This window comes from Clostridium pasteurianum BC1 (genome assembly GCF_000389635.1).
Classification (GTDB): Bacteria; Bacillota; Clostridia; order Clostridiales; family Clostridiaceae; genus Clostridium_I; species Clostridium_I pasteurianum_A.
In genome coordinates this window covers 2,883,653-2,898,245 of the sequence record NC_021182.1, presented here as the reverse complement: position 1 = coordinate 2,898,245, position 14,593 = coordinate 2,883,653, and the positions used below count along the sequence as shown (strand labels likewise).

General features: G+C 32.1%; 12 protein-coding genes. 11 read left to right on the top strand and 1 reads right to left on the bottom strand.

The annotated features are described in order from the left end of the window. Window positions 1–8 precede the first annotated feature (8 nt). Genes CLOPA_RS13740 through CLOPA_RS13700 form a run of 10 tightly spaced genes read left to right on the top strand, consistent with a single transcriptional unit; the run spans window position 9 to window position 9,762 of the window. Entirely contained in the window at window positions 9–1,838 is a 1,830-nt protein-coding gene (locus tag CLOPA_RS13740) for a fused FliR family export protein/FlhB family type III secretion system protein (protein WP_015616055.1), read from the top strand. Window positions 1,839–1,853: 15 nt separating this feature from the next. Continuing rightward, window positions 1,854–3,923, top strand: coding sequence for a flagellar biosynthesis protein FlhA (gene flhA, locus CLOPA_RS13735; RefSeq protein WP_015616054.1), 2,070 nt, complete (start codon window positions 1,854–1,856; stop codon window positions 3,921–3,923). Then, complete coding sequence (flhF, locus tag CLOPA_RS13730; protein ID WP_015616053.1) at window positions 3,923–5,131, top strand: flagellar biosynthesis protein FlhF; 1,209 nt, start codon at window positions 3,923–3,925, stop codon at window positions 5,129–5,131. Before flhA ends, flhF begins: the two co-directional genes overlap by 1 nt. Then, a complete protein-coding gene (locus tag CLOPA_RS13725; RefSeq protein WP_015616052.1) occupies window positions 5,125–6,000 on the top strand; it encodes a MinD/ParA family protein in 876 nt (291 codons plus the stop codon). The genes flhF and CLOPA_RS13725 overlap by 7 nt, the downstream gene beginning before the upstream one ends. 14 nt (window positions 6,001–6,014) lie before the next feature. Next, the gene (locus tag CLOPA_RS13720; RefSeq protein WP_015616051.1) at window positions 6,015–6,677 is read left to right on the top strand and encodes a flagellar brake protein; all 663 of its coding nucleotides are present in this window, start codon (window positions 6,015–6,017) and stop codon (window positions 6,675–6,677) included. A 15-nt stretch (window positions 6,678–6,692) separates the two neighbouring features. After that, window positions 6,693–7,418, top strand: coding sequence for a FliA/WhiG family RNA polymerase sigma factor (locus tag CLOPA_RS13715; RefSeq protein ID WP_015616050.1), 726 nt, complete (start codon window positions 6,693–6,695; stop codon window positions 7,416–7,418). Between the two features lie 15 nt (window positions 7,419–7,433). After that, window positions 7,434–7,979 (top strand): hypothetical protein, encoded by a 546-nt coding sequence (locus CLOPA_RS13710; protein ID WP_015616049.1) that lies wholly within the window; start codon window positions 7,434–7,436, stop codon window positions 7,977–7,979. 38 nt (window positions 7,980–8,017) lie between these two features. Next, window positions 8,018–8,179 (top strand): hypothetical protein, encoded by a 162-nt coding sequence (locus tag CLOPA_RS25160; RefSeq protein WP_015616048.1) that lies wholly within the window; start codon window positions 8,018–8,020, stop codon window positions 8,177–8,179. Next, window positions 8,176–8,958 (top strand): flagellar hook-basal body complex protein, encoded by a 783-nt coding sequence (locus tag CLOPA_RS13705; RefSeq protein ID WP_015616047.1) that lies wholly within the window; start codon window positions 8,176–8,178, stop codon window positions 8,956–8,958. The genes CLOPA_RS25160 and CLOPA_RS13705 overlap by 4 nt, the downstream gene beginning before the upstream one ends. A gap of 24 nt (window positions 8,959–8,982) precedes the next feature. Further along, the gene (locus CLOPA_RS13700; RefSeq protein ID WP_015616046.1) at window positions 8,983–9,762 is read left to right on the top strand and encodes a flagellar hook-basal body complex protein; all 780 of its coding nucleotides are present in this window, start codon (window positions 8,983–8,985) and stop codon (window positions 9,760–9,762) included. A gap of 125 nt (window positions 9,763–9,887) precedes the next feature. Here the strand turns inward: CLOPA_RS13700 and CLOPA_RS13695 are convergent, their stop codons facing one another. Then, window positions 9,888–11,534, bottom strand: coding sequence for a putative manganese-dependent inorganic diphosphatase (locus CLOPA_RS13695; RefSeq protein ID WP_015616045.1), 1,647 nt, complete (start codon window positions 11,532–11,534; stop codon window positions 9,888–9,890). Window positions 11,535–11,980: 446 nt separating this feature from the next. On the opposite strand from CLOPA_RS13695, the gene CLOPA_RS13690 reads away from it, so the two are divergent. Then, entirely contained in the window at window positions 11,981–14,530 is a 2,550-nt protein-coding gene (locus tag CLOPA_RS13690) for a calcium-translocating P-type ATPase, PMCA-type (RefSeq protein WP_015616044.1), read from the top strand. Window positions 14,531–14,593 lie beyond the last annotated feature (63 nt).

Below are 14,593 nucleotides of genomic sequence, written 5' to 3'. Positions count from 1 at the left end.
GTGATGAAATGATAGATGTTTCTTATTTTGCTGCATTTTTTCTGGTGTTTTTAAGGATATTAACTTTTTTTGTGGCATTGCAGGTGCTTTTTCCCAGCGGACTTCCCAATACAGTTAAAATTGCCTTTTCTGCTTTAATTGCTTTCTTTATAATGTCAACTTTAAATTACAGCAGTGTTTCAGGTATTAACAATGGACTGGTTTATATGGAGCAATGTGCCTCTGAAATAATAACGGGACTTGTACTTGGATATTTAACTAATTTGGCTTTTATCTGTGGTAAAATTGCAGGGAATTTTATGGATATTCAAATTGGATTTAGTATGATGTCTATGTTTGATCCTACTACCCAAAGTAACGCCACTTTAATAGAAAGAATTTTAACTATGCTTAGTGTAGTACTGTTTCTTGTAATTGACGGTCATCATATACTTATAACAGCACTTATAGATAGCTATAATACAGTACATATAGGTAAATTTATATTAGTTAATGAATCTGCTATGTATGCTTTACACGCATTTACTGAGTTTTTTATAATAGGCATAAAGATCGCTATGCCTATAGTAATAGTTTTAATAATAACAGATATAGTAATGGGCCTTGTTTCAAGAACAGTACCTCAGCTAAATGTAATGATACTGGGCATGCCTGTTAAAATACTTCTTGGGTTTTCAATTTTTATGCTTATATTGCCTGAAATAGTAAAGCTTATAGTTCAGGGTTTTAGTTTAATACCAGATCTTTGGAAAGGCTTTTACAATATAATACCTGCGGTTATTATATTTGCCTCGGAAGACAAAACAGAGCAGGCAACACCTAAGAAGAAGAGTGATGCAAAGAAAAAAGGACAGGTAGCTAAGAGCAAAGAGGTAGCTCTAGCACTTACACTGATGGCAGCTACTTTAGTAGTAACATATCTAGGAAATTTTTCTTACGATAAACTTAGAAATATGATGTTTTCTTATTTAAATACATCTTTAAATATGGACTTAAATTATAATAATATACAGTATATACTTATATACGCTATGACTAATATAGCTTTAATATTTCTCATATTTGCAGTACCTATAATGATTTTAGGTATAGTTGCAAATTATATTCAATCTGGTTTCATTTTTACTACGGAAACTTTAAAGCCAGATTTAAAAAAACTAAACCCTATAGCAGGTTTTAAAAAGATTTTCTCATCAAGAACTGTGGTAGAGCTTTTTAAGGATATTATACTCATAGTCATTGTTGGCTTTGTAGGATATCAATTTGTGAGGGATAATCTTGATAAATTGCTCATAATGAATACATTAACCTTTAATTCACTTCCCTATGCATTAAAGGGTATTTTTGTGGGGATTTTATTTAGAATTTGTTTAATTATGCTTATTATTGCTATAGCCGATTATATATATCAGAGATTTATGCATAATAAGGAACTAAAGATGACAAAGCAGGAAGTAAAAGAAGAGTTTAAGCAAGACGAGGGAGACCCTCAAGTAAAGTCAAAGAGAAAACAGAAGATGAGAGAAATGTCTTCAAAGAGAATGATGGCAAGCGTGCCGGAAGCAACAGTGGTAGTGACAAATCCTACTCATATTGCAGTAGCTCTCAAATATAAAGAGGGGGAGAGCAGTGCCCCTATTGTAACGGCAAAGGGTACAGATAGAATAGCTCTTAAGATAAAAGAAATTGCAAAAGAAAATAATGTGCCAATTATAGAAGATAAGCCATTAGCTAGACTTATATATGAAAAGGTAGATATTGATGGGGAAATACCTATGGATATGTATCAGGCGGTGGCAGAAATATTGGCTTTAGTATATAAAATGAAAAAGAAGTAAAGGGTGATATAACAAATGAGTAATGGTAATGAGCGTGGCTTTAAATTAAAAAATAATCTGGATGTCATTGTAGCTTTTGGAGTAATGTTTATAGTACTTATGATCATAATACCATTACCTACAGGCATGTTAGATATTTTAATCGTAGTAAATATAACCATTGCTACAATTATAATACTTATAACTATGTTTACTACAGAAGTACTTCAGTTATCTGTTTTCCCAACTTTGCTTCTTATTACAACCTTGTTCAGATTGGGACTTAATATTTCCTCCACAAGACTTATTTTAAGTCAGGCTAATGCAGGAGATGTAATTAATGCCTTTGGAAGCTTTGTGGTTGGTGGTAATTATCTGGTTGGTATAATAATATTTTTGATAATAATAGTAATACAGTTTATAGTAATTACTAATGGTGCTGGAAGAGTTGCAGAAGTAGCTGCAAGATTTGCTCTGGATGCTATGCCAGGTAAACAGATGAGTATAGATGCAGATTTAAATGCAGGTCTTATAGATGATACAGAAGCTAAAAATAGAAGAAGGAAAATTCAGCAGGAGGCTGATTTTTACGGATCAATGGATGGTGCTTCTAAATTTGTTAAAGGAGATGCCATAGCAAGTATTGTAATAGTTTTGATAAACATCATAGCAGGAATTGTAATTGGTGCAGTACAGCTTGGTATGCCAATTGCAGAGGCTGCTCAAACCTATGTAAGGCTTACTATTGGTGATGGACTGGTAAGTCAGATACCAGCACTGTTAATATCCATTGCTACAGGTATTTTAGTAACACGATCTGGTAATGATGAAGATTTTGGTAAACAGTTAGTAGGACAACTTACAAGCTTTCCTAAGGTTCTAGGAATAGCTGCTGCTATACTTTTATTTTTAAGCTTTATACCGGGACTTCCTTTTTTTCCCTTCTTTATTTTAGCAGTTGCCTGCGGTATATGTGCTTATATGCTGTATAGGGAAGAAAAAGCTCAGATGATAATTCAGGAAGAAAACATCAATATGGAATTGACTGAGCAGGAAAATAAGGAACCTGAAAATGTAATGAATTTAATTTCAGTAGAGCCCATGGAAATAGAAATAGGCTATGGATTAATACCTTTGGCAGATGAGGCTTCTGGAGGAGATCTCCTTCAGAGAATTGCTTCTGTAAGAAGACAATGTGCCATAGAAATGGGCATTGTAGTTCAGCCTATAAGAATAAGGGACAATCTTCAGTTAAAGACCAATGAGTATGTGGTAAAGATAAGAGGAACTGTAGTGGCTAAGGGTGAGCTTATGCCAAGTATGCTTTTATCTATGGACTCAAGTGGTGAAGGAGAGGAGATACAAGGTATAAGAACCATTGAGCCTACCTTTGGACTTCCGGCAGTATGGATTAATAAGGATCAGAGAGAGGATGCAGAGATCAAGGGCTTTACCGTGGTAGATCCTACTACGGTAATGGTAACTCATTTAACGGAAACTATAAAATCACATTCCTATGAACTTCTTGGAAGACAGGAAGTTAAAACTATAATTGATTCAATGAAGGAGCGGTATAGTGCTGTAGTAGAAGAACTTATACCAGATCTTATGACTATCGGAGAGGTACAAAAAGTTCTTCAGAATTTATTGAAGGAAAAAGTTCCTATTAAAGATATGGTGACTATACTTGAAAGTCTTGCGGATAACTCAAGAAATTCTAAGGATTTAGAACTCCTTACAGAATACGTAAGAATTGCTCTTGGAAGAAGCATATGTAATCCACTTATAGATGAAAATAACAGAATAGTTGTGGCTACCTTTGCACCGGAAGTAGAAAATGTCATAGCAAATAATATACAAAAGTCTATGCAGGGTTCTTTCCCAGCAGTAGATCCAGATACTACCTCAAGAATTCTTGATTCTATAAAAAATGTACTGAATACTATATATTTTCCAGAAAATCAACCAGCAATACTGGTTTCACCTAAAATAAGGCCAGCAGTGAGAAAGCTCATAGAAATGGTGTTCCCTAATATTACTGTTTTATCCCTCAATGAAGTACCTAATGAAATTGAAATAAAAACTGAAGGAGTTGTCAGCTTATAATGATTATAAAAAAATATATTGTAAATAGTATGAATGAAGCTGTAACAAGAATCAGGTATGAGCTGGGAAAGGATGCAGTAATAATAAGTCAGAGGAAAATAAGAAAAAAGGGATTTACTGGATTGTTTTCGAAGAAAGTTATAGAAGTTACTGCGGCGGTAGATAATGTCGATAAGGCTGCTGAAATAACTGAAGGTAAATTCAAAATTCCACATAATTCTGTTAAGGATAGCTTAGAGGCTATAAAAAAGGCTATGGATGTGCAAATGGATAATGAAAATAGCTTAGGAAAGCTGAATTCGCCTGTAACAAGTGGAAAAATTTCTAAAGAAGCTGCTTATAATATTGATAAAGATGAGTATAAAAAAGAAGATAATCTTATTAAAGAGATGCGAGAGATGAAAAATATATTAAATGCCATTGTAAAAAATAATGGCAATGAAAATTCAAATCATAATAGTGAATTATATAAAACTCTGGAGAAATATGATTTAGAAGATAATGTAATAGAAGAAATTATAAATAGAATAAATTTAGAAAATGATGAAATAGAAGAAATGGAAAAGTTAAAAAAAGTCTTAGGCTCTATGGTTGAGGTTTCTGAAATTAATGAAGAGGGTGTCATTGTATTAGTAGGACCTACTGGAGTAGGAAAAACTACTACCATTGCAAAACTTGCAGGAAGGTTTGCCCTTATTGAAAAAAAGAAAATAGGGCTTATAACTGTTGATACCTACAGAATAGGAGCAGTGGAACAGCTTAAAACCTATGCAGATATTATGAATATACCCTTTAAGGTGGTATTTTCTATAAAGGATATGGAAGCAGCAGTGGAGAGTATGCGGGATTGCGATGTAGTATTGGTGGACACTACAGGTAGAAGTAGTAAAAATAAAATGCAAATTTCTGAACTGAGAGCATTTATTGATAAAACCCATTCTGAAAACTTACATTTGGTCATGAGTTGTACTACAAAAAATAGAGATATAAAGTCTATAGTTGAGGGCTATAAAATTTTAAATTATAATAATATCATAATAACAAAATTAGATGAGACTACAACCTATGGTTCTATATTGAATATATTGAAAGAGGGAAAAAGGCCTTTAAGCTATGTATCAATTGGACAAAATGTTCCAGATGATATTAAGGCGTTGAAGGCAGAAGAGGTGATAAATCTCATTACAGGAGTGGAAAGTATATGTTAGATCAGGCACAACGATTAAGGCAAATGGCTGTAGAAGGAAGCGAAGCTGATAAAGCTAGAAAAACACCAAGGATAATTACAGTTACTTCTGGCAAAGGTGGAGTAGGAAAGAGTAATTTTGTGGTGAATTTGTCTATAGCTATTCAGAAAACAGGAAAAAAGGTATTGATTTTTGATGCAGATGTAGGCATGGGTAATGATGATGTACTAATGGGGTTTTTGCCTAAATACAATGTGTTTGATGTGATTTTTAATGACAAAAATATAGAGGATGGGGTCATTGAAGGACCCTTTGGGGTGAAGCTTTTGCCAGGAGGATCTGGTGTAGCAAGAATAAATGAAATTACTAATTCCCAAAGGAATAGTTTTTTAGATAAATTATCAAATTTGGAAGATTTAGATTATATTATAATGGATACAGGTGCTGGAATTAATAGAAGTGTATTGGGATTTATATCCTGTTGTGATGAATTGATTTTGATTATAACACCTGAACCTACTTCACTTATGGATTCCTATAGTCTTTTAAAGGCAGTAGTTCATTTTAAAATTAAATCTAAGACCAAGGTAGTCATAAATAGAACCTTTGATAAAAGGGAAGCAGAAGAAACCTATAATAAATTTCAAAATGCAGTTAAAAATTTTTTGAAAATGGATATTTCCTATGTGGGAAGTGTGTCTGAAGACAGAAAATTAGTGTTGGCAGTAAAAAGCCAGGAACCCTTTATAATTGGAAGTCCAAATTGTGCTGCTGCTCAGGATATTGTTAGGATAGCAAATAAACTTATTGTTGATTCTGAAAGAGAAAATGAATTAGGTAAATCAGGTATACAGGGATTATTTAAAAAAATATTTAATATATTTTCGTGAGGAGTTATAGTGTGATGAGCGTTACTAATGTGAACTTTAGCATAAATGCAAAATGTGAAATTCTCATAGAGGATAAGGTGTATAAGAGTAATATACAGGATGTAGGTAAGGATTATATAGTAATAAGTATACCAATTTCAAATGGTGAATATGCACCACTTAATAAGAATGATCATGTAACAGTTGTATATTATAATGAAAATAATTTATATGGCTTCAATACTGATGTTATAGGAAGACGCATGGATAGAATACCCATGATACTTTTAACTATTCCAAAGGGTATAAAGAAGATACAAAGAAGAAAATTTTTTAGAGTGAATTTATTAAGGGATGTACAATATTTGAAAGTTGACAAAAATATTTCTGATAGTACATTTAATAGTCTCATAAAAGATTCAAAGGCTTTTACTAAGGCACTTATGATTGATTTAAGTGGTGGAGGCTTCAGACTAAAAACCAAAGAAGAGATTAAATCAGGAGATAGATTTATAATAAAAATTGCATTAGAACATGAAAATATCTTTGTACTCAGCAATTGCATGAGGGCATTTAGGGATATGGATACTAATTTGTATGTCTCAGGTTTTTCATTTTTTAATATTGATAGAAAAGTTCAGGATAAAATTATAGCTTATGTATTTGGGGTAATGCGTGAACAGATGAAAAAAAATTAAGGAGGCAATCCAGTTATGGCTATACCAGAAATTTCTGATACTAGAGAGGAAATAGTTAAGGAATATATTCCATTGGTAAAATATATAGCATCTAGAGTTATAGTAGGTAAAAGTAAATATATAGAATATGAGGATTTAATAGGTTATGGTATGATTGGATTAATGGATGCTCTTAACAAATTTGATAAGAGTAAGGGTATGAAATTTTCGACCTATGCTTCTATTAGAATAAAGGGAGCTATGATAGATGAAATTAGGAAGAATAGTCCTATATCAAAAGGTGCTATGGATAGGCTTAACAAATATAATCAAACAGTAGAAAACTTGCAAAAAAAACTTTTAAGGTATCCTACAGATATGGAAATAGCAAAGGCCTTTGGAGGAACTATAGCAGATATAGCAGAGGTGGAAAATTACATAAATTATATGTCTATAACTTCTTTGGAAAGTTTGATTTTTTCAGAAGATGATGATATGCCTATAATTACAACTATTGAGGATAAAAACAGTCCAAGCCCAGAAAGGGCTTTAGAAGAAAAAGAAAAAATTGAATATTTATCCAAGGCACTAGATATCTTAAACGAAAAAGATAAAACTGTACTTTCCCTATACTATTATGAAGGTTTAACTTTGAAAGAAATAGGCAGCATTTTATCTGTATCAGAATCTAGAGTTTGCCAACTGCACTCAAGAGCTATTGTGCATCTTAGAGAAGCTTTAAAAAAGCTAAAATATGAATAGTGTGGAGGTGCTTGAATGACTACAGTATTACTATTAATTATAGGAATTTTATTGATAGCTGTAAATATTAAGGCTGTAAAAAAAGAAAATACAAGTTTTAAAAATGTATTTCATAAGGCTTCAACTAATGTGAAAGATTATGATGTGGAAATTGGAAAGCTAAGAAAAGAATTTGCAGAAACAATACTGGAGCTTCAAGGCGAAATAGAAAGCCTAAAGAATAAATTACAAAGAAGTCCTGATGTAAATTATAAAAATATACATAATTCAGATATAGAAAATATCTATAATAAAGGTATGGAAGATAATATTTTAGAAAATAATGAATTGGATTCAATAGAAATTTCTCATGGGAAAAATACTGCTGGAGAAACAAGAATTATTGATGAAAATGATAAAATTAATAAAAATAAATACATAGATAATAATGAAATAAATAATGATAAAGTTGATGATATAGAAAAGCTTACGAAAGAAGGCTTATCTGTCGAGGGTATATCAGAAAGATTGGGAATTGGCAAGGGGGAAATACTATTAATACAAAAATTGTACATAAAATAAAAGCTTTTATTGAATTTATTTCACATAGAAGAGTTCTTGTGGGAATTGGTATTGGAATGGTTATAGCAACCTGCTTTATGATTACTGCAAAATCAGCTATAAGTTTGAGTAAAGGTGAAATTGAAACTAAAGCCTCTTCCTATGGTATGAGATACCCACAGGATATGAAAGTAATAAATAATGGAGATGTGAAAAAATGATAAGAAGTTTATATACAACTATTTCAGGTATGATTACTCAAGAAGCTAAACAAAATGTTATAGCAAATAATATGGCAAATTCAAATACCGTAGGATTTAAGAGTGATGATCTTGCCATTAAAAAATTTGATGATGTACTTATTCAAAATAAAAGTAAAATACAAAATGGAATAAATTATACACAGACTATAGGTAGTTTGAGTTTAGGCAGTAGAATTGATGAAACCGCAACGAATTTTACTGAAGGTGATATACAAAATACTGATTCGGATACAGATTTTGCTATTGATGGCAGAGGGTTTTTTACTGTAAATAGAGATAATGGGGCAGGCGGACAAAATTATTATACTAGAGATGGACATTTTCATGTAAATATGCAGGGTTACTTAGTAAATGATACTGGGGACTATGTTATGGGAAAGAATATTAATACGGGAAATCAAGAGAGAATTATAGCTGGAAATGGCAAAATAACTAGTGATGCCTATGGAAATATAAGTATTGATGGAAGACCTTCTTATTCCTTATCAACTGTAGATTTTAATAATTATAAAACCCTTAAAAAAGTAGGGGATAATTTGTACCAAGGACAGAATCCAATAACTAATACAAATGTTTTTGTTAAGCAAAAAGCTTTGGAACAATCCAATATAAATCCAGTGAATGAAATGGTAAATATGATGTCTACCATGAGAACCTTTGAGACACAGCAGAAGGTTGTACAATCCATAGATGAAACTTTAGGTCAGGCGGTTAATGATGTGGGAACTGTAAAATAATTAATTAGATATGAGGTGATTATAGTGATTGGATTGATGTGGACAAGCAGAAGTGCAATGAATGCACAGCAGCAAAAATTGGATGCAATATCAAATAATATAGCAAATGTAAATACTGATGGCTACAAAACAGAGCAGGTACAATTTACTGATCTTTTATATGACAATTTAACAAGAGTAGGATATCCTACCAACACTAATAATAACAATGGCATTAATAGTGACCCTCAAAATGGTACCGGGGTAAAAGCTACAGAGTGGATAAGAGACAATTCTCAGGGAGCTATCACACAAACTAATCAAAGTACAGATTTGGCTTTGGATGGCAGTGGTTATTTTAGAGTAATTCGTCCCAATGGAACAGCGGCTTATGAAAGAAGTAGTGATTTTAATTTAGATACAAATGGAAGATTAGTAGATAAAAGCGGCAATATACTGGAAGTAAATTATACTAATGGTCCTGTAATTCTTACACAAAATAATTTTGTTGTTGCACAGGACGGAACTTTAAGCATAAAGCAGCCCAATGGAGATACAGCTGTAGGAAAGATAAATGTGTATGATACTATAGGTAATGATTCAATGATTTCAGCAGGTGATAATTTATATGTATCTAAAACTGGAGCACAGATATTTGCCACTAATAGTACAAATATAATGCAGGGTTATGTGGAAAATTCCAACGTAGATATTGCAAAAGAAATGACTGATATGATCTCGGCACAAAGAGCTTTTGAACTTAATACCAAAAGTTTAACTACAGCGGATCAAATGTGGCAAATGGTAAACAATCTACAGAAGTAGTAGTTTTAAAACAATCTTGAAAATTTTCCATTTTTACTTAGTCATCTTCATTAAGAGTGTTATGGAAAATGAAAAACACCCGCTTGAGAATGTTAATTTAACGTTCTTAAGCGGGTGTTTATTTATTATTGATTCAATTCTTCAATTGTATTTGTTAGTGGTGGAATAACCTGTTTCTTTCTTGAAAGCACCCCTGGGGCGTAAGCAGAACTATTTTCAAGTTTTACGTCAAAGGCTTTAGAAACAATGTCCTTATTTGGACCTACGGCTATAAGTTGTGAACCACCCTTTAATATATCAGTTAAGAGTAATAAGAGTACATTGAATTTTTCATCCTTGGCTTTAGTTTCCATGTAGCTGATCATTTCAGGTTTTGTTGGTTCAAAGCCTTCCAGATCCATTGTGGTAACCTGTGAAACTCCTACTTTATAATTAGACAAATTGAAAATCTTATAATCCTGATTAAATATTTCAGTTACAGTTTTACCTTCTAAAGAGGTACCGGCCTTAAACATTTTACCTGCAAAATCTTCAGGATCTATTTCAGCAATTTCAGCTAATTTCTTTAAAATAGTTCTATCAGTATCAGTTGTAGTTGGAGAGCTGAATAGTAAAGTATCAGATATTATGGCTCCACATAAAAGCCCGGCTGCTTTCTTTGAAGGAGTTATACCATTTTCAAAGAAAATTAAACCTATTATACTGCTGGAGCTTCCTATAGGTTGATTTCTGAAATATATAGGTGAACCTGTTTGAATATCTCCGATTCTGTGGTGATCTATAATTTCAAGTATTTCTGCATCCTCAAGACCATCTATAGTTTGGGATTTTTCATTGTGATCTACCAATATAAGTTTCTTTTTATCCTTAGAAATAAGATGATCTCTTGAAATTGTACCTACTACTTTATTTGATTCATCTAATACAGGATAACTTTTATATCTTGTTTTTATCATTGTATCCTTTGCATCTTCTACATAATCATTCACATTAAAAGTGATAATTTCAGAATTATTAAGTATGTAGCCTACAGGGATACTTTGCACTATAAGTCTTGCTGTAGTAAAGGAATCATAAGGAGTTAAAATGATGGAAGTACCGGCTTTCTTAGCCTTCTCAAATATTTCTTCACTTAAGTCATGATTACCTGTTACTATTAAAAGAGATGCCTTAGCTTTTACAATAATTGATTGGATATCCTTTCTGTCTCCAGAAATTACAATATCTCCTTCATTAATATACTCTTCAAAACTTTCAGGAAGCATTGCAGCTACTATAATTTTGCCTGGAAAACTAGGATTTTCACTGCTTAAATAAATTGCTTTTGCAGATAGAGCATCTAATATATTATCTATTTTGGTGCTGGATTTTGAAAGAATATTATCATCCCAGTTACTAATATAAGTAGATATTAAATTTGAAATTGAAGCAAGCCCCTTCAATTTCCCCTGATTATCTACTACAGGTAGTGATTTTACATTGTTTTCTTTCATTAAAGACCAGGCTTTCTTTAAAGAAACATCTGCTGTTATTGGTGAAATATTATCAAAATTAACATCTGAAATCTGAAGTTTCATAGTAGTTTTAAGCAGTGGTTCTTCAACATCAAAATAGTCAAGAATAAATTTAGTTTCTCTGCTGAGTTCTCCTTGTCTCAAGGGTATTGCTTTGGTGCTGCCTGTTTTATTTTTAAATTCTGAATATGCTACAGCAGCGCATATTGAATCTGAGTCTGGATTCTTATGTCCTGTTATGTAAATTACATCCTTCATTTTGTAAATGTCCTCCTTAAAATAATTTTCAAATTTTCAGTCATATAAAATTTGAAAATTCTAATAAATGCTTTGGTAATTCTATATTTTAGTATAAATTGTCTTACTATATTTTATAATTTACATTTATAAAAGTAAAGTAAAAGAATTAAAATTTTTTCATAAAGCTTGTATATATTAACATATATTATTTATAGAGATAAGGCATATTCAAATAAATAACTAGTCAGTATGCTAGTCTATTTTGAATCTTACTACGTCAACAGAACCCTCAGATAGCCCACTATCTTCGGAACCTGTTTCCTTGTTGGATTCAAAATATACGTCGCATCTTTGACTTCATATTTATTTTCATATGCCTAATGGACAAGTGTGAAAGTAGGGCATCTGAAAATAAATAACAGAAGGATGTTTAAAAGCTAATAGCTAAGGCAGGAGGAAAGAAAATGATTAATGAAAAGGAAATCTATAATGGACTTAGTAGTCAGGAGGCAGAAGCTAGATTAAAAAAATATGGACTAAATGTACTTGAAAAAAAGAAAAGTATTTCAGCTCTAAGTATATTCTTATCTCAATTTAATGATTTTATAACCTGGGTTTTAATAGGGGCTACAATTATATCTGGACTTATGGGAGAAAAGGCAGATGCCATAACTATAATAATTATAATTATCATGAATGCAATTTTAGGATTTATTCAGGAGTTTAGAACGGAAAAGTCTCTAGAAGCTTTAAAAGAGATGGCATCACCTACGGCAAAGGTTATGAGGGATGGTAATATTCAAGTAATAAATGCAGAAAATCTTGTACCAGGTGATTTGATTATAATTGAAAGTGGAGATAGAATACCAGCAGATGCTATTATTGTTAAGTCATCAAATATAATGGTAGATGAATCTCTTTTGACAGGAGAATCTGTAGGAGTATCAAAGACAAGAAGTAATCAAAATAACAATATATATATGGGAGCTGTTGTACTTACAGGTAAAGGTGAAGGTAGAATAGTTGAAACGGGTATGAATACAGAAATGGGTAAAATTGCAAATTTGCTGCAAAATATAGATGAAGATAAAACTCCTTTAAAGGAAAAATTAGCATCCCTTGGAAGAATACTTGTGATACTATGTATAGGCATATGTGTAATAGTTACTGGTTTAGGTATTATAAGAGGTCAGGATAAATATGAGATGTTTTTATTAGGAGTTAGCCTTGCTGTAGCAGCTATTCCAGAAGGGCTGCCTGCTATAGTCACTGTAGCTTTAGCTTTAGGAGTATCAAGAATGCTTAAGAGAAATGCACTCATTAGAAAACTGCCTGCTGTAGAAACTCTAGGATGCACCTCTATAATATGCAGTGATAAGACTGGTACCCTAACGCAAAATATAATGACTGTAAAGTCTATATATTATAATGGAAAAATGCATAGTGAAAATTCTTTTAATGATAATGTACTAGTGCCCTTAAAGAAGGCTTTCACTTATTGTAATGACAGTGATTTAAACTATAAAGAGAAAAATCTTAATAAGGGCCTTATGGGAGATCCTACGGAGACTGCTTTAATCAAAGCATTTTTTGCCAGTGTAGATGAGTTAAAAAGATTTTTGAATAGGATTAACAGAATAAGTGAGATACCTTTTGATTCCAATAGAAAGATGATGTCTGTACTTTTAAACGAACAGGGAAAAAAGACTGCTTATGTTAAGGGAGCTCCTGAGAGAATTATTGAAAGATGTAAGTATATATTTATAAATGGTAAGGTGGAATTATTTACCACTAATTATAAAAGTAAAGTGCAGTCAGCTGTAGATTCTATGGCGAACAGGGCATTGAGGTGTATAGGAGCTGCTTACAAGAATAATGGAATTATAACTGAAAATAATCAAGAAAAGGATCTTATATTTTTAGGTCTTGCTGGTATGATTGATCCACCAAGGGAAGAAGTTAAACCAGCAGTGCTAAAATGCAAGGAGGCTGGCATAAAACCTATAATGATAACTGGTGACCATAAGAATACGGCCTTTGCTATAGGTAAAGAACTGGACATTTGCAGTGATATATCTGAAGTAATAACTGGTGAGGAATTAGATAGATTAGATGATAAAAAGCTATCAAACGCAATAAATAAAGTGAAAATTTTTGCCAGAGTTAGTCCTGAACACAAGCTAAGAATAGTACGGGCCTTTAAGAAAAAGAACAAAATAGTTGCCATGACAGGGGATGGAGTAAATGATGCTCCAGCAGTTAAGGAAGCAGATATAGGTATATCTATGGGTATATCAGGAACAGATGTTACAAAAGAGGCAAGTTCCATGATACTACTGGATGACAATTTTACAACTATTGTTTCTGCTGTAGAAGAGGGTAGAGTAATTTACAATAATATAAGGAAATTCATACGATATCTGCTGTCCTGTAATTTGGGAGAAGTAATTACCATGTTTTTGGCATCATTACTATATTTAGATACACCCTTATTACCTATTCAGATACTATTAGTTAATTTGGCCACAGATGGATTACCAGCAATAGCGCTGGGAGTAGATCCGCCAGATAAGGATGTAATGTATGAAATGCCAAGAGCTAAAGATGAGAGCATATTTGCCAGGGGATTAAAGGAAAAGATAATTATAAGGGGAAGCCTCATCGGTGTTTGTACAGTGTTGTCTTTTCTAGTAGGCAAACTTTTCCATATGAGTCTTGAAACCTCTAGAACCATAGCTCTGGGAACTCTTATAATGTCTCAGTTAATTCATGTATTTGAATGTAGATCTGAAAAACATTCCATATTTGAAATTAAGTTGTTTACAAATATATATCTAGTTGGAGCAGTAACTTTATCTATAATAATGTTAATGGCTGTAATATATGTACCATTTTTAAGAATAATTTTTCATACAAATGCCTTAAATATAGGCCAATGGCTTATAATAATATTTTTCTCTGGATTTATATCTATGATTAACAGTCTCTATTTATTTTTTAATAAAGGAAATTAAAAAAGTACCCTGTAAGATAGCACAGCCTCTTTTCCGTGTCTATATTACAGGGTACAGTTTAGT